We start from the raw sequence: 16,475 nt of genomic DNA on the forward strand, positions 1-16,475 counted from the left end.
TCTTAGAAATGATCTAAGAGATTTTTTTGTATTATTCAAGTCTATTTGGCTACCCAACCGATGGCATCGCTTGGTGGATTTTCAGTGTCAATCCAGATGAATTCAATCCCGATTTCACCATTTTTAAATTTGGTCAATCGAATACCGTTGATTTCCAGCTCATTGAGTCGTTGACCTGTCAAGACTTCTCGTTCCTGCAACTGGAATACACCACGCAAGATCCAATTTCCAAGAATTTCTTGCTTATCAGTTGACTGAATCGCCTTACCAGCTTCTTGGTTGATATAGGCATTAATGACATCTCCAGAAGGTAAAAATCGTAGCTTAAAGGTTCTTTCTTCTTTGGATAGAGCTAGTTTTTTAGTGCCAGGTTCAAAAGTTCCAAATCCAGGACCAAAGAAGTCTGGTCTTTTATCATGGAAGTTCTTGGAGTCAGGCAGAGGAATATAAACTTCACTGACTGGACGATAGACGAGTTGTTCAATCTCTTTGATGAGTTTTTTATTGCCAGTATTGTGGACAAAGTGAATTAAGTCCTCACGAATAGCCTTCATCTGATCTTTCTCTTCCTTACTAGTCCACTTTTTCAAGAGGATTTCTTCTAAAGAGAAGGTCACAAAAGCTAGTTCTTCTGGAGCCAGACCGTCCTTAAATTTATCCTGAATCTTTAGAATCCGTGGCAAGCGGTCTTTCTTAGCTAGTTTTGAAGCACCGTTAAAGGCATTGAAACCAGAGTTTTCTTCCACATTTCCATGTTTGTCTGTGATAACCCAAGATACTGTTTCTAGGATATCGGATTGTTCCTTTTCAGCGGTCAGTAAATGAAGATTTTCAAAGAGAGAAAAAGGATCTTCAATATAATGAACGTTCCAAGTATCTACCACAATGTCTTTATTGTTAAAAGTCATATGGAGCTGGCTGTCAGCTGCCGTGTACTTGTAGTGGTGTTGCCCATCCGTAAATTGAAAATTAGTTGGATTGTTTTTGGTAGTTGACCCTTCAATGACCAGATTATCAATATCAACTGGTAAATAAGATGTTTCACCAACAAAAATCTTAGGATTTTCTCCTTTTGGGGTTGGCATCAAGACGTGGTAAACAGCTTCAACATTGACCGAGTCTGAGCTAAATCCCTTGATTTGCGCCTTAGAGGATTCGATTCTCTGATTTCTTAAGATCGCAATCTTTCGTGCCAACTCTTCATAGCGCTGATAGTTTTCCTTGTCTGCAGCTTCTTTATCAGCTGAAATATCGGCATGGAACTTAATATCACCCAACAAGTCTGTCCAAGATTGAGAATCTTTCTTGAACTGGGCAATTTTTTGGTCTCCAGAATTAATCCCAAAAGACTTGATACCCACTAAGTATTTATGATTTTCATCCACAATGACGGAAGCATCATAGGAAGTATTGGCGATATCTTCCCCTACGGCATTAAAAGCTTTTTGAAAAACAGTCTCCTGAAACTTGGAGTTGACGATAGGAGCGACAGAATGTTCTGTTTGTCCCTCGTCTTCGGATTCTGCCTTTTGAGAGAAAGCTTGGCTCAAGCTAGCGAAGTTGGTAATTAAGGTTTTGTATTTTTCTTTTTGTTCAGACTTTAGATGTTCCCACATAAGCACCCTCTTTTCTATTTTCAGTATATCAAAAGAAGATTAGTTTTTCACTAATCCTCTTATATATTCGTTAATTTATACTGTAAAATTCGAGTTTGCCTTGTTTTTTTACAAGTCTCAAATACTCTTCGTCTGATAAAACGGCTAAACCATCGTCATAAGACTTGATTTTTTTAAGAGCCTGGTCATAGCTATCCACAAAATCCTTGACATAGGATTGCCCTTCAAACTGGCCGTTCATCTTGGTGTAGATAATGGCAAATTTTCCTGAGCGGTCAAGTTGAGATTGACCTTGGCTTTCGTTTAAGGCCTTGGCAACATTCTCCGCGATGCGTTTAATAACAGGAACAACCACGCTGTTTCCAGCTTGTTTATAGAGCTGACCATTAGAAACCCCTTCTGGTATTTTAAAGGATTTAGGGTATCCCTGAACGTTAAAAGTTTCTTTCGGTGTCAGCTTACGAATCTCACCGCTGTCTGTCAAAATCAATGGAACGTTGTGGCCGCCTGTTCCCATATTTGCTGTTAGGGTAGGGACAACTCCGTTTTTATTTTCACGGACATATTGACGGCGCCATTGGTAAACCGTATCCTGACTGGTCACCTCAAACTTCAACTGATCATAGAAATTCTGCTTGCCTTCACGGTAGTAGTAGACCTCATCTAGCTTATCACCAAAGTTAATCACATCTTGAAGAGTCGTTGTCAGCTTGATTTCCTCTGGGAACTCAAACAAGTCATAAGCTGCCTTGGTATCAAAGCCAACAATGTAGATCCGCTCACGGTTTTGTGGGATATTTCCATAGTCTTTCCCGTTGAGAACTTTCCACTTGATAAAGTAGTTGTTTTCAGTCAAGGCTTCACGAATAACCTTGAAGGTGTTTCCGTGGTCATGACCGACCATGTTTTTGACATTTTCGATGAAAATAGCTCGAGGTTTGCATCCCTCAATCATGCGAAGCAATTCAAAGAAAAGATCCCCACGATCATCATCAAAGCCCTTGCGATAACCTGCAATACTAAAGGCCTGACAAGGGAAACCTCCCATAATCACATCCACGCGCTCAGCTGGAATATCCTCTGGCTGAACATCGTGAATATCACGACCATCCAAATAGGTATCTGGATGGTTTAACTGATAAGTCTGACGCGCATACTTATCAAATTCATTAGCATACACCACTCTGAACTCGTTGGTCTGTTCAAATCCCAACTCAATTCCCCCAACACCTGAGAAGAAAGCTGCAATGTTGTACTTCTCAGGTCGGTTCGAACTTACAGAATTTGTCATGTAGTAACCTGCTTTCTAAAATATAAAGCTATAAAATTTTAATATTTAAATTCTAACTGACTAAGCTATTATTCTCTATAAATTCTATAAATTTTTCAGGGGTATATTTAAAAGATTCAATTCCGTAAAACTCTTCTAAAGCCCTAAAATTTTCAACTTTATAAAGTGATTCACCACTTCTTTTTGCCTGATGTTGTCTAATATTTTCTAAATATTTTTTTCTTTTTCGTGATTTAACTACAGTAACTGTCACTATTCTTTTATAATCATCTTTTTGTAAATCATAAAAATTTTCTAATAGAAACAAACTCGATAATATTTTAGCTCTAACAACAGCATATGGAGTATCTTTTGAATTCTTAAACTCTATTAAATATAATTTACTATCAACATCTACAGGAAGAAGAGGTAGAATTGTATCTACAGATTGCCATTTTTCAAAGCTATGTTCTTTAAAAATAACTTCTGAAATCTTATCAAAATTATAACAAGTATACTCAGAGTTTACAAAATAATGCTTAGAATGAGAATCATATGAGCAAGTTTTAATGTCGCTACGACATTCAGAAAATCTATTGTTGAAATCATGCAATATACAGCTAATTTTTTTACTCATCATCAAAATCCTCCGCCAACTCCTCAAGGCGATTTAAAGGAACATACATTTGCTCATAAATTTCATCAATTGATTCGGTAACATCTTTAATATCATTTTTTGCAAGATAATACTTAACAGAATTATTTATACCATTTTTCTTACTAAATATGTCAATTGCTTCAACTAAATAAGGACTATGAGTGTTGATAAGAATATGCAATCCAAATTCCTTCTGGAGTAATACGATAATTTCAGCAAAGTTTAATTGCCACTCGGGATGTAAATGAACTTCAGGTTCATCTAATATCAGTGTTCCATTTTCTCTAATTACTCCTTTTTCCAAAAGAGATTTAATTAAGTAAAAAGTTTTCATACCCGAAGAATAATTAACTATGTTAAGTTTTTTTTCATCCTCCTCATCTTCTGAACTATTTACAGACTCTGTTCTCAATAGGTTGTTAATATTCCTAAACACTAAGTTTAATCTATCTGTTGTTCTAGCTCGTAATGTATATGTATCATAACTTTTGTCATTCATTTGTTCTATCAAGTGAGAATTATGATCCAATTTTGAATTAATTTCAAACCAAAAATTATTCAAATAAAAATTATCAACTATAGCAGCTGCATCATCAATATAAACCACATCTGTTTTAAAATTTATCAATTTATCTGAAGAAGCTATATTTTGATTAATTTCAACATTTATTTTTTCCTCTTTTATTTGTAAGGAAATCATTCCCGTTACTGAATCATATATATTATTTATTTGATTATTAAATTCATCTTTCAAATGCTTTGTCAAAATTTGATTAGAAATAGATTGATCCGACTGAGATAATACTCCTTCAATGCTTTTAGAAATAACATCTAAGTCTAAATCTTCAATGTTCGAAATCTGATATCTAACATTATCTTCATTAAACTCAATTATTGAATTGGTAATACTATTTTTTATAGTATTACTATAAAGTTCACCAATATTTTCATCAATAATAAGTAATAAATTTTTTGAAATTGTTTTTATTAATTCACTAAAAATACGTCTTGGGGCTATTCTTCTTCTAACTTGTCCTCTTGCAGAAGAAGTTTCCCAATTCACCTCAACATCTGATAAATAATTTGACAAAATTCGATTAATTGATTTAGTTCTATCGCTAGAAATTTTATTAATTACATCATAGTTAGCACTAAATATCGAAAATAAAGAACGGCTAATTGTACTCTTTCCGGTCCCATTATACCCGGCAATAGTTGTAATTCCTTTTATTTCAATTTCTGCATGTTCAACGTTCCCTATATTATCTATTATTAGCTTCATGTATTATCTCCTTTTAAAATAGGACTTTCACCATCATTTTATCATAAACTACGTAAAAAAGCAGAGCAGAGGTATAAATTGTCTATTAAGTACATATTGTTTTATTTCACCAACTTCTTCATCTCATCAATACGTGCGACGGTCGCGTCGTATTTGGCTTGGTAGTCGGCTTGTTTGTCGCGTTCTTTTTGGACGACTTTTGGTTTGGCGTTGGCTACGAAGCGTTCGTTAGAGAGCTTCTTACCAACCATATCCAGTTCTTTTTGCCATTTAGCCAGTTCCTTGTCAAGACGAGCGAGCTCTTCTTCGACATTGAGGAGGTCTGCGAGAGGCAAGTAGATTTCTGCTCCTGTGATGACGCTTGACATAGCGAGTTCAGGTGCAGGGATGTTTGATGCGATTTCCAAGTGTTCTGGATTTGTGAAGCGTTTGATGTAGTTGACATTGCTGTTAAAGAAGGCTTCCAAGTCGCTATCGCTTGTCTTAACAAGGATGGTGATAGGCTTGCTTGGTGCTACGTTTACTTCCGCACGCGCATTACGAACAGCACGGATCAAGTCTTTGAGGCTTTCTACACCAGTATGAGCTGCAAGGTCTTCAAAAGCTGGGTTAACAGTTGGGTATTCTGCTGTAACGATAGAGCCTTCTGAGATTTGTCCAAAGATTTCCTCTGTCACGAATGGCATGATTGGGTGGAGGAGACGAAGGATCTTGTCCAAAGTATAAAGGAGAACAGAACGTGTAATGACTTTCTCTTCTTCGTTGTCGCTATAAAGCACTTCCTTGGTCAACTCAACGTACCAGTCCGCAAACTCATCCCAGATGAAGTTGTAGAGGATATGACCTGCAACACCAAACTCAAACTTGTCAAAGTTTTCAGTGACTTTTCCAATCGTTTCATTGAGGTTGTGGAGAATCCAGCGGTCTGTGACATTTCCAGCTTCTTTGTTAACAACTTTTTCCACATTGGCAGTTGCTTGCTCAAGAGTCAATCCTTCATTGTTCATGAGAATGTAACGAGAGATGTTCCAGATCTTGTTAATGAAGTTCCATGATGCATCCATTTTCTCGTAAGAGAAGCGCACGTCTTGACCTGGTGCAGAACCGTTTGAAAGGAACCAACGAAGGGCATCCGCACCGTATTTCTCGATGACATCCATTGGGTCAATCCCGTTACCGAGTGACTTAGACATCTTGCGTCCTTGCTCATCACGGATAAGGCCGTGGATCAGGACGTTTTGGAATGGTTGACGACCAGTGAATTCCAATGATTGGAAGATCATACGAGATACCCAGAAGAAGATAATGTCGTAACCTGTTACCAAGGTTGAAGTTGGGAAGTAACGTTTGAAGTCTTCTGAGTCGACATCCGGCCAGCCCATGGTTGAGAATGGCCAAAGGGCAGAACTGAACCAAGTGTCTAAGACGTCTTCGTCCTGAGTCCATCCGTCACCTTCTGGGGCTTCTTCACCGACGTACATTTCACCCTCAGCATTATACCAAGCAGGGATTTGGTGACCCCACCAGAGCTGACGAGAGATGACCCAGTCGTGGACATTTTCCATCCATTGGAGGAAGGTATCGTTGAAACGAGGTGGGTAGAATTCTACCTTGTCTTCTGTATCTTGGTTGGCAATGGCATTTTTAGCTAATTGGTCCATCTTCACGAACCATTGCGTAGACAAGCGTGGCTCAACTACAACACCTGTACGTTCTGAGTGACCAACACTGTGAACACGTTTTTCGATTTTAACAAGAGCACCGATTTCTTCTAGCTTAGCAACGACTGCCTTACGAGCTTCAAAACGGTCCATACCTGCAAATTCGAAGGTAAGCTCGTTCATGGTTCCGTCGTCGTTCATGACGTTGACTTGTGGCAAGTTGTGGCGTTGACCAACCAAGAAGTCGTTTGGATCATGGGCAGGTGTGATTTTCACGACACCAGTACCAAACTCAGGATCAGCGTGCTCATCTCCAACGATTGGAATTGATTTATTAGCGATTGGAAGGACGACATTTTTACCGATCAAGTCCTTGTAGCGTGGGTCTTCTGGATTGACCGCAACGGCAACGTCCCCAAACATAGTCTCAGGACGAGTAGTGGCAACTTCAAGGGCGCGTGAGCCGTCTTCTAGCATGTAGTTCATGTGGTAGAAGGCACCTTCGACGTCCTTGTGGATAACTTCGATATCAGAAAGGGCTGTGCGAGCTGCTGGATCCCAGTTGATGATAAACTCACCACGGTAGATCCAGCCTTTCTTGTAAAGGTCCACAAAGACCTTGCGAACGGCTTTTGACAAACCTTCGTCAAGGGTGAAACGCTCACGAGAGTAGTCTACAGAGAGCCCCATCTTGCCCCATTGTTCCTTGATGGTAGTGGCATATTCGTCTTTCCATTCCCAAACCTTATCGAGGAATTTTTCACGACCCAGGTCATAACGGCTAATACCCTCACCACGCAAGCGCTCCTCAACCTTAGCCTGAGTGGCAATCCCCGCGTGGTCCATACCTGGAAGCCAAAGGGTGTCAAAACCTTGCATTCGTTTTTGACGGATGATGATATCCTGCAAAGTCGTATCCCAAGCGTGACCAAGGTGAAGTTTACCAGTTACGTTTGGTGGTGGAATCACGATTGAATAAGGCTTAGCCTTTTGATCTCCTGAAGGCTTGAAAACATCAGCGTCAAGCCATTTTTGGTAACGACCAGCCTCAACCTCGGCTGGATTGTATTTAGGTGAAAGTTCTTTAGACATGTGTGTGTCCTTTCTCTATTGTTTTCATTTTTTCTTGAATCTGCTTAGCAGCTTCTTCTGCAGACAGATTCGTATTATTTATTTTAAGGTAGTGGTGCAACTCATTCGGTTGATGTTGGAAATTTAATTGAAGTGTTTCAGCGGTCTCTAAAATTTCTCTTTCAGATATCTCAATATGCCGTTTCAAGGGCTTGTGCTTCAACCGGTTCTCCGTTCGATTTCGACGTAAACGCTCTTCAAGACTTGTTTCCAATTCAACAAACAGAATCTCTTGATGAAAGTTATCCAATAAATCCTGAATTTGCTTTAAATACATCAGCTGGTACTGATTTGAAAAATCAATTACGTCAGTTAAAATTACTGATCGCTGATTTCTTGCACTTGCTCCAAGGAAAGAAAAGGTGATTCCACGAACAAATTCCCACATTTCCTCTGTAAAGTCCTGATAGATTTCTAGTGCAAAATCGATGGCTTGATGGTTATAAAAGAGGGTAGCATCTGTCAGTCGAGATAACTCTTGACCAATCGTCATTTTCCCAGAAGCCGGAGCCCCAATGATGAAAAGATGCATCAAATTACCTCCCATTCACTCTTCAGCAAGCCATATATGAGACTGTCACAGCGGTTTCCTTGAGCATCCTTTCTGTCTCGGATGCGAGCTTCGAGGGTGAAACCAAGCTTCTCAGCGACACGTTGACTTTGGACATTATAGCCAAAACAAGTCAGCTCAATCTTGTGAAGACCCAATTCTTTAAAAGCCAGATCAATCAAGGCACGCGCTGCTTCGGGAACATAACCGTGCCCCCAATAGTATGGGTGCAAGATATAGCCAATCTCCAGTACATCGTCTTCGTAACGACGGGGGAAATCGACAGACCCAATAATCTTATCAGTCCCTTTGACCACAATCCCATAGCCAGCTGGGAGATTTTCTTTTTTGTTGCGCTCAGGAAGGATATGCTCTAGATAATAAATCTCATCTTCCAAGCTCTTGACGGGTGGGAAGCCTGCTGGGTAAGAAACCTCTGGACGACTAGCATAGTCAAAGATAACCTCGGCATCCGCCACGGTACGGACTCGTAAGACCAGACGCTCCGTTTCGATTTGTTCTGGCAGTTCAGCTCTTGTCATTATTCTTCCTCGCTTTTTTGATGAAGCTTCCCATGGGATCGACTCGGTCATCCAGATAACGGTAAACGCGTTGATGACCGTCCCCCATAAAGTAAGTTGGGGCAAAGCGGTCATTTTTAAAATGCTCTTTATCGTCCAAGAGCTCTGGATCAGCCAGTCGCTCGAGAATCTTGGCAAAGATATGGCAGATGCCATCTTCCTCGATAATCCGATCCACCTGACAGTCCAATACGACTGGACATGCCTCTAAAATCGGGGCCTGAGTCCGTACAGAAATTTCGTAGTCAAGCCCTAGGCGTTTTAACTTTTCCCGATGGCTGATAAAACCAGCCTGCTCCATTTCGAGCATGAAGTTTTCATCAGGGATGTTTACGGTAAACTGTTGATAATGCTTAATCTGGTCAGCCGCATTTTCCTCAGCGCCAACACCGATGACCAGCCAATCTCCCAGGCTATAAGAGGAACTGCAGGTCGTGATATTGTGCCCAAAGTTCTTGTCCTGATATCCCAAGATGAAGATAGGAAAACCATAGTAGAGCTTGCTGGTGTTAAAAGATTGTTTCATGACAACCTCCTTTGGCTAGGGGTCTAAAATAAAAATCGCCCCTGCCATCAATCTGACAGGGACGAATGTGTTAATCCGCGGTACCACCCAATTTCGGGCAGATGCCCGCAACTTTAATCTTCTTGTTTCTCTTTTATGACGTCGTTAGCTCGTCTTGCCGTACTTGAGTACAGCCTGCAACTCGCTGTCTAGTCCTAAAAGGAAACAAAAAGATTTATATTTCAATTTTTAATTTCATCCATTAGCAACCAGTTTTGACACATTTGTGGACTTCTCAGCACCGCCACTTTCTGTAAAATGTGGGACTCAAAACACCTCTAATGGCTTTATTTTAACAAGTTTTTGACGGAAAAGCAAGGAACAAGAAAGATTACTTGAACTTGATGCCGTTTTCTTTTAATTTCTTGATAGTAGCTGGACCGATTCCCTTCAAGGCAAGGAGTTCTTTTTCTGTCCAGTTTTTGAAGTCAGCAGCAGACTTGATACCTTCATCGTAGAAAGTCTTAGCGCGGTCAACTGAAAGTCCCCCTAGGTTAGCTGCGAAATCTTCTACAGAAGTAGCAACTTTTTGAGCTTGCTCTTTGGTTGCTTCTACAGTTTTTTCAACCTTTTTAGAGACAGCTTTACCTGCATCGCTTGCTGCTTTTTCAGCATGTTTTACAACTTTTTTTGTTTCTTCGACAACCTTGTTTACAGTGCTTGAAAATGCACCTGAGCGACGTAGGTTGTTTCTCAATTGTTTTTTACGTTGGAGTGTCTTTGACATGATAAAATCCTTTCAATAAAAAATCCCTGTGGCTGAACAAGGATCGAATCTCTATGGTTTTATTGTATCAACTTTCTTTAGGAAATGCAAGGCTTGATATACTGGAAATATAGGAGATATATGGGAAATTTCACCGTAGAATGATAGACGATAATAGAAGAAAATTGAAAAATATGGTATAATGAAACGATAGATTTTTGAATAGGGATACAATCATGTTTGGATTTTTAAAAAAAGATAAAGCAACAGAAGCTCCCACAATGGTGCCAGACCACATCGGTGTTATCATGGATGGGAATGGCCGTTGGGCTAAAAAACGGATGCAGCCGCGTGTCTTTGGGCATAAGGCTGGGATGGATGCTTTGAGAACGGTAGCTATTGCTGCTAGTGATATGGGCGTCAAAGCCTTGACAGTCTATGCCTTTTCAACTGAAAACTGGACCCGTCCAGATCAGGAAGTCAAATTTATCATGAACCTGCCAGTTGAATTCTATGATAAGTTTGTTCCTGAATTGCATCAGAAGAACATGAAAATTCAAATGATTGGGGAGACTGATCGTTTGCCGAAGCAGACTTTTGATGCTCTTAAAAAGGCAGAAGAGCTGACTAAGTTAAATACAGGATTGATTCTTAATTTTGCCCTTAATTATGGTGGACGAGCTGAGATTACACAAGCGGTCAAGTTGATTGCACAGGATGTTTTAGATGCTAAGATCAATCCTGGTGATATCACCGAGGAGTTGATTGGGGAATATCTCTTTACGGGTCATTTGCCAAAAGTATTGCGTGATCCTGACTTGATTATTCGGACCAGCGGTGAACTTCGTTTGAGTAATTTCTTGCCATGGCAGGCTGCTTATAGCGAGCTCTATTTCACGGATGTCTTGTGGCCTGACTTTGATGAGGAAGCCTTGAAAGAAGCTATCATCGAGTACAATCGTCGCAACCGTCGTTTTGGAGGAGTTTAGGAGATATTATGATACAGGATTTACAAAAGAGAACCCTTTTTGCTATCTTGGCCTTGGCTATCTTTATCCCAATCTTGGCGATTGGTGGCTTATGGCTCCAGATTGCCATGGGGATTGTGGCTATGTTGGGAGTACATGAGTTACTGCGCATGAAGGGTTTAAATACCATGACGCCTGAAGGACTCTTGACTTTACTAGCAACCTTTTTTCTGACTATTCCTTTGGAAAACTACCTGAAGTTTTTGCCTGTGGATGGGAACGTTGTTGCTTATAGTGTCGTGATACTGATTTTACTAGGGGCAACAGTCTTCAGCAAGAACTATACTATTGAGGATGCTGTTTTTCCGATTGCCATGAGTTTTTATGTTGGTTTTGGCTTTAATGCTTTGGTCGATGCTCGTATTGCAGGTTTGGATAAGGCGCTTTTGGGACTGTGTATGGTCTGGGCAACCGATAGTGGAGCCTATCTAGTAGGAATGAAGTTTGGTAAGAGAAAACTAGCTCCGAGAGTTTCCCCTAACAAGACCATAGAGGGTGCTATGGGAGGTATCTTGGCTGCTATGCTAGTGACTTTGATTTTTATGCTAGTTGATAGTACCGTTGCTTTACCTTATGGGATTTACAAAATGATGGTCTTTGCTATTTTCTTTAGTATAGCTGGTCAGTTGGGTGATTTGATTGAAAGTGCAATGAAACGTCACTTTGGTGTCAAAGACTCAGGTAAGTTTATCCCAGGTCATGGTGGGGTATTGGATCGTTTTGATTGCATGCTGGCTGTCTTCCCTATTATGCACCTCTTTGGCTTATTTTAAGGAAAGGTAAATAGAAATTAAATGATAGGATTACTAACATTTATCCTGGTCTTTGGGATTATCGTAGTGGTTCACGAATTCGGACATTTTTACTTTGCTAAGAAATCTGGAATTTTGGTTCGTGAGTTTGCCATCGGTATGGGTCCCAAAATCTTTGCCCACATCGGAAAAGATGGAACTGCTTATACCATTCGTCTCCTGCCACTTGGTGGTTACGTTCGGATGGCAGGTTGGGGTGAAGATACGACAGAAATTAAGACTGGAACTCCTGCAAGCCTAACATTGGCAGCGGATGGTAAGGTCAAACGCATCAATCTCTCTGGTAAAAAGGTTGACCAGACAGCTCTGCCTATGCAGGTCACTCAGTTTGATTTTGAGGATAAACTCTTTATTAGAGGCTTGGTCTTAGAAGAGGAAAAGACTTTCTCAGTAGATCATGATGCGACCATTGTGGAAGCTGATGGAACGGAAGTTCGTATCGCTCCCTTAGACGTCCAATATCAGAATGCGACTGTCTGGGGCAAATTGATTACCAACTTTGCTGGTCCTATGAATAACTTTATCTTAGGAGTTATCGTCTTCTGGATTTTGATTTTTATGCAAGGTGGCGTTCGTGATACGCAAACGAACAATTTCAGTATTATTCCAGATAGCGCTTTGGCTAAGGTTGGAGTTGAAAATACGGCCCAAATCACTAAGGTTGGAAGTTATGAGATTTCAAACTGGTCAGACTTGATCCAGGCGGTTGATGCAGAAACCAAGGACAAAACAGCGCCCGTTTTGGATGTGACAGTCTCTGAAAATGGAACTGAAAAACAAGTGAGTGTGACACCTGAAGAAAGCCAAGGGCGCTATATCTTGGGTGTTCAACCCAGACTCAAATCTGATATTTGGTCTATGTTTATGGGTGGATTTACAACTGCAGCTGATTCAGCTTTGCGCATCCTCAATGCTTTGAAAAGCTTGATCTTCCAACCAGATTTGAATAAACTAGGCGGTCCCGTTGCTATCTTTAAGGCAAGTAGCGATGCTGCCAAGAACGGACTGGAAAATGTCTTGTACTTCTTGGCTATGATTTCCATCAATATCGGGATTTTCAATCTGATTCCGATTCCTGCGCTCGACGGTGGAAAAATCGTGCTTAATATCATCGAAGCTATTCGTCGCAAACCACTAAAACAAGAAATTGAAACCTATGTCACTCTGGTTGGAGTTGTCATTATGGTCGTCTTGATGCTCGCCGTGACATGGAACGACATCATGCGTACCTTCTTTTAAGAAATAGAGGAGTCATTATGAAACAAAGTAAAATGCTTATCCCAACGCTTCGCGAAATGCCAAGCGATGCTCAAGTTATCAGTCACGCCCTTATGTTGCGTGCTGGTTATGTTCGTCAAGTATCAGCAGGTGTTTACTCATACCTACCACTTGCTAACCGTGTTATCGAAAAAGCTAAGAAGATCATGCGTCAAGAGTTTGACAAGATTGGTGCGGTTGAGATGTTGGCTCCAGCCCTTCTTAGTGCAGATCTTTGGCGTGAATCTGGCCGTTATGAAACCTACGGTGAGGACTTGTACAAATTGAAAAACCGTGAGAAGTCAGACTTTATCTTGGGTCCAACTCACGAAGAAACTTTCACAGCTATTGTCCGTGATTCTGTCAAGTCTTACAAGCAATTACCTTTGAACTTGTATCAAATCCAGCCTAAGTATCGTGATGAAAAACGTCCACGTAATGGACTTCTTCGTACGCGTGAATTCATCATGAAAGATGGTTATAGCTTCCACGCTAACTACGATAGCTTGGATGTAACTTATGATGAGTACAAGGCAGCCTATGAGCGTATCTTCACTCGTAGTGGTTTGGACTTTAAAGCCATCATCGGTGACGGTGGAGCTATGGGTGGTAAGGATAGCCAAGAATTTATGGCCATCACACCTGCTCGTACAGATCTTGACCGTTGGGTAGTTTTAGATAAGTCTGTCGCATCATTTGACGAGATTCCTGCAGAAGTGCAAGAAGAAATCAAGGCAGAATTGCTCAAATGGATGGTTTCTGGTGAAGATACAATTGCCTACTCAAGTGAATCAAGCTATGCAGCTAACTTGGAAATGGCAACCAACGAGTACAAACCAAGCAATCGTGTTGTGACTGAAGTTGAAGTGGCTCGCGTGGAAACACCAGGTGTCAAATCGATTGATGAAGTCGCAACTTTCTTGAATGTCTCTGAAGAGCAAACAATCAAGACCTTGGTTTATATCGCAGATGAGGAGCCGGTTGTGGCACTACTTGTCGGCAATGACCAGCTCAATGAAGTCAAATTGAAAAACTACCTTGGAGCAGATTTCTTGGAACCTGCAACTGAGGCAGAAGTGAAAGAATTGTTGGGAGCGGACTTTGGTTCACTTGGCCCAGTAGGTCTTCCAGAAAATGTCAAGATTATCGCAGACCGCAAGGTACAAGATAGCCGCAATGCTGTTGTTGGTGCCAACGAAGATGGCTACCACTTGACTGGTGTAAACCCAGGTCGTGACTTCACTGCTGAGTATGTGGACATCCGTGAAGTGCGTGAGGGTGAAATTTCTCCTGACGGACAAGGTGTTCTCAACTTTGCGCGTGGTATCGAGATTGGTCACATCTTCAAACTCGGAACTCGTTACTCAGCAAGCATGGGAGCAGATGTCTTGGATGAAAATGGTCGTGCTGTGCCAATCATCATGGGCTGCTACGGTATCGGTGTCAGCCGTCTCCTTTCAGCAGTTATGGAACAACACGCTCGCCTCTTTGTTAACAAAACTCCTAAAGGTGAATACCGTTACGCTTGGGGTATCAATTTCCCTAAAGAATTGGCACCATTTGATGTTCACTTGATTCCAGTTAATGTCAAGGATGAAGCAAGTCTTGAATTGACTAATCGTATCGAAGAAGCCTTGGTCAACAAAGGCTACGAAGTCTTGACAGATGACCGTAACGAACGTGTCGGAGTTAAATTCAGCGATAGCGACTTGATTGGTCTTCCAATCCGTATCACTGTTGGTAAGAAAGCAGCTGATGGTATCGTAGAAGTGAAGATCAAGGCGACAGGAGATACTATTGAAGTTCACGCAGATAGCTTGCTTGAAACCCTTGAAATCCTAACAAACAAATAAAATCTATAATCAGAAGAAAAACAAGACAAAAATGTAACTAGTTTTTGCCTTGTTTTTTCTTTATAATGAGATAAAATAAACATCAAAAGAGTAAATAAAGAGGTAGAGCTATGCTAAAATTTCCAAAGGATTTTGTCTGGGGTTCCTCAACATCTGGACCACAGACAGAAGGACGAGTGCCTGGTGACGACAAGGGAGATAATCTCTGGGATTATTGGTTTCAAGTAGAGCCAAATCGCTATTACAATGGGATTGGGCCAGACAAAACGTCGACCTTCTATGAAAACTGGGAAAAGGATATCGAACTTTTGTTAGAAACTGGCCACACAGCCTTTCGAACTTCTATCCAGTGGTCTCGTATTTTCCCACAGGGACGTGGGGAAGTCAACCCTCAAGGTGTGGCTTTCTACCGTCATGTATTTGAAGTCATCAAGGCCAAGGGTATTCGCCTCTTAGTCAATCTTTATCACTTTGACCTGCCTTTTGCCCTTCAAGAAGATGGGGATGGTTGGGAAAATAAGGCAACCATCAAGGCCTATGAAGACTATGCTCGTTTCTGTTTTGAAACTTATGGAGACTTGGTTGACCAGTGGATTACCTTCAATGAGCCTATCGTTCCTGTAGAGTTTGGCTATTTCTATGATGCCCATTACCCTCATAAGGTAGATGCCAAAGCGGCAGTTAAGGTTGCCTATCATACCCAGCTAGCCAGCACTCTTGCGGTCAAAGCCTGCCATGAGGTCTTGCCTGGTTCTAAGATTGGGATCGTCCTCAACTTGACACCAGCCTATCCACGTAGTCAACATCCTGCCGACGTGAAGGCTGCTCGTATTGCGGATCTCTTCCAAGCTCAATCTTTCCTAGATCCATCTGTCTTGGGAGCTTATCCAGAAGAGTTAGTGGAAATTTTGTCTGAGCATGACTTGTTACCAGAATACACAGCCGAAGAGTTGGAACTCATTCGTGAGAACACCGTTGATTTCCTAGGAGTGAATTATTACCAACCTTTGCGTGTCATGGCGCCGCGTTTTGCTAAGCATCCTGACAGCCCACTCTTGCCTGAGCATTTCTATGAGCCTTATGTCATGCCTGGTCGTAAGATCAATCCGCACCGCGGTTGGGAAATCTACGAGCAAGGGATTTATGACATTGCCCAAAACATCAAGGAAAACTACGGTAATATTGAGTGGATGCTGACAGAGAATGGGATGGGTGTTGAAGGTGAAGACAAATTCCGTGAAAATGGAATAATCCAGGATGATTACCGTATCGACTTTGTCAAAGGTCATCTTCGTGAACTTCATCGTGCTATTGAAGACGGCGCCAACTGTAAAGGCTACTTGATCTGGACCTTTATCGATTGTTGGTCATGGCTCAATAGCTATAAAAACCGTTATGGTTTGGTCGAGCTAGACTTAAAAACACAAGAACGTCGCCTGAAAAAATCAGGCCACTGGTTCAAAGAACTCAGCGACAATAATGGGTTTTAAGCTACTTTTCAAATA

14 protein-coding genes are annotated in these 16,475 nt (G+C 41.1%); 5 read left to right on the plus strand and 9 right to left on the minus strand.

What is annotated here, in order from left to right; genetic code table 11:
- Positions 1 to 41 precede the first annotated feature (41 nt).
- The 9 genes from ADM33_RS11390 to ADM33_RS01530 all read right to left on the minus strand — a co-directional run bounded on the left by ADM33_RS11390 (position 42) and on the right by ADM33_RS01530 (position 10,041).
- The gene (locus tag ADM33_RS11390; protein WP_049502871.1) at positions 42 to 1,616 is read right to left on the minus strand and encodes a hypothetical protein; all 1,575 of its coding nucleotides are present in this window, start codon (positions 1,614 to 1,616) and stop codon (positions 42 to 44) included.
- A 70-nt stretch (positions 1,617 to 1,686) separates the two neighbouring features.
- Complete coding sequence (locus ADM33_RS01495; protein WP_049502872.1) at positions 1,687 to 2,907, minus strand: DNA cytosine methyltransferase; 1,221 nt, start codon at positions 2,905 to 2,907, stop codon at positions 1,687 to 1,689.
- Positions 2,908 to 2,959: 52 nt separating this feature from the next.
- Positions 2,960 to 3,526: a hypothetical protein gene (locus tag ADM33_RS01500; protein WP_049502873.1), complete on the minus strand. Its 567-nt coding sequence runs from the start codon at positions 3,524 to 3,526 to the stop codon at positions 2,960 to 2,962.
- Positions 3,516 to 4,826, minus strand: coding sequence for an AAA family ATPase (locus tag ADM33_RS01505; protein ID WP_049502874.1), 1,311 nt, complete (start codon positions 4,824 to 4,826; stop codon positions 3,516 to 3,518). The genes ADM33_RS01500 and ADM33_RS01505 overlap by 11 nt, the downstream gene beginning before the upstream one ends.
- Positions 4,827 to 4,927: 101 nt before the next feature.
- Entirely contained in the window at positions 4,928 to 7,579 is a 2,652-nt protein-coding gene (locus ADM33_RS01510; RefSeq protein WP_049502875.1) for a valine--tRNA ligase, read from the minus strand.
- On the minus strand, positions 7,572 to 8,150 hold the full coding sequence (locus tag ADM33_RS01515; protein WP_049502876.1) for an AAA family ATPase: 579 nt from the start codon (positions 8,148 to 8,150) through the stop codon (positions 7,572 to 7,574). Before ADM33_RS01515 ends, ADM33_RS01510 begins: the two co-directional genes overlap by 8 nt.
- Complete coding sequence (locus ADM33_RS01520) at positions 8,150 to 8,710, minus strand: GNAT family N-acetyltransferase (RefSeq protein ID WP_049502877.1); 561 nt, start codon at positions 8,708 to 8,710, stop codon at positions 8,150 to 8,152. Before ADM33_RS01520 ends, ADM33_RS01515 begins: the two co-directional genes overlap by 1 nt.
- Positions 8,697 to 9,275 carry a flavin reductase family protein gene (locus tag ADM33_RS01525; protein ID WP_049502878.1) on the minus strand — a complete coding sequence of 193 codons (579 nt, stop codon included), beginning with the start codon at positions 9,273 to 9,275 and terminating at the stop codon, positions 8,697 to 8,699. Before ADM33_RS01525 ends, ADM33_RS01520 begins: the two co-directional genes overlap by 14 nt.
- 370 nt (positions 9,276 to 9,645) lie before the next feature.
- Positions 9,646 to 10,041, minus strand: coding sequence for a helix-hairpin-helix domain-containing protein (locus ADM33_RS01530; protein WP_049502879.1), 396 nt, complete (start codon positions 10,039 to 10,041; stop codon positions 9,646 to 9,648).
- 215 nt (positions 10,042 to 10,256) lie between these two features.
- On the opposite strand from ADM33_RS01530, the gene ADM33_RS01535 reads away from it, so the two are divergent.
- The 5 genes from ADM33_RS01535 to ADM33_RS01555 all read left to right on the plus strand — a co-directional run bounded on the left by ADM33_RS01535 (position 10,257) and on the right by ADM33_RS01555 (position 16,460).
- The gene (locus ADM33_RS01535) at positions 10,257 to 11,009 is read left to right on the plus strand and encodes an isoprenyl transferase (RefSeq protein ID WP_049502880.1); all 753 of its coding nucleotides are present in this window, start codon (positions 10,257 to 10,259) and stop codon (positions 11,007 to 11,009) included.
- An 8-nt stretch (positions 11,010 to 11,017) separates the two neighbouring features.
- Positions 11,018 to 11,821 (plus strand): phosphatidate cytidylyltransferase, encoded by an 804-nt coding sequence (locus ADM33_RS01540; RefSeq protein ID WP_000613843.1) that lies wholly within the window; start codon positions 11,018 to 11,020, stop codon positions 11,819 to 11,821.
- 21 nt (positions 11,822 to 11,842) lie between these two features.
- A complete protein-coding gene (rseP, locus tag ADM33_RS01545) occupies positions 11,843 to 13,099 on the plus strand; it encodes an RIP metalloprotease RseP (RefSeq protein ID WP_049502881.1) in 1,257 nt (418 codons plus the stop codon).
- A 17-nt stretch (positions 13,100 to 13,116) separates the two neighbouring features.
- Positions 13,117 to 14,970 (plus strand): proline--tRNA ligase, encoded by a 1,854-nt coding sequence (locus ADM33_RS01550; protein ID WP_049502882.1) that lies wholly within the window; start codon positions 13,117 to 13,119, stop codon positions 14,968 to 14,970.
- Positions 14,971 to 15,080: 110 nt separating this feature from the next.
- The gene (locus ADM33_RS01555; RefSeq protein ID WP_049502883.1) at positions 15,081 to 16,460 is read left to right on the plus strand and encodes a glycoside hydrolase family 1 protein; all 1,380 of its coding nucleotides are present in this window, start codon (positions 15,081 to 15,083) and stop codon (positions 16,458 to 16,460) included.
- The last annotated feature ends 15 nt before the right edge of the window (positions 16,461 to 16,475 follow it).

It is taken from the genome of Streptococcus oralis (genome assembly GCF_001075875.1).
Taxonomy (GTDB): domain Bacteria; phylum Bacillota; class Bacilli; order Lactobacillales; family Streptococcaceae; genus Streptococcus; species Streptococcus oralis_I.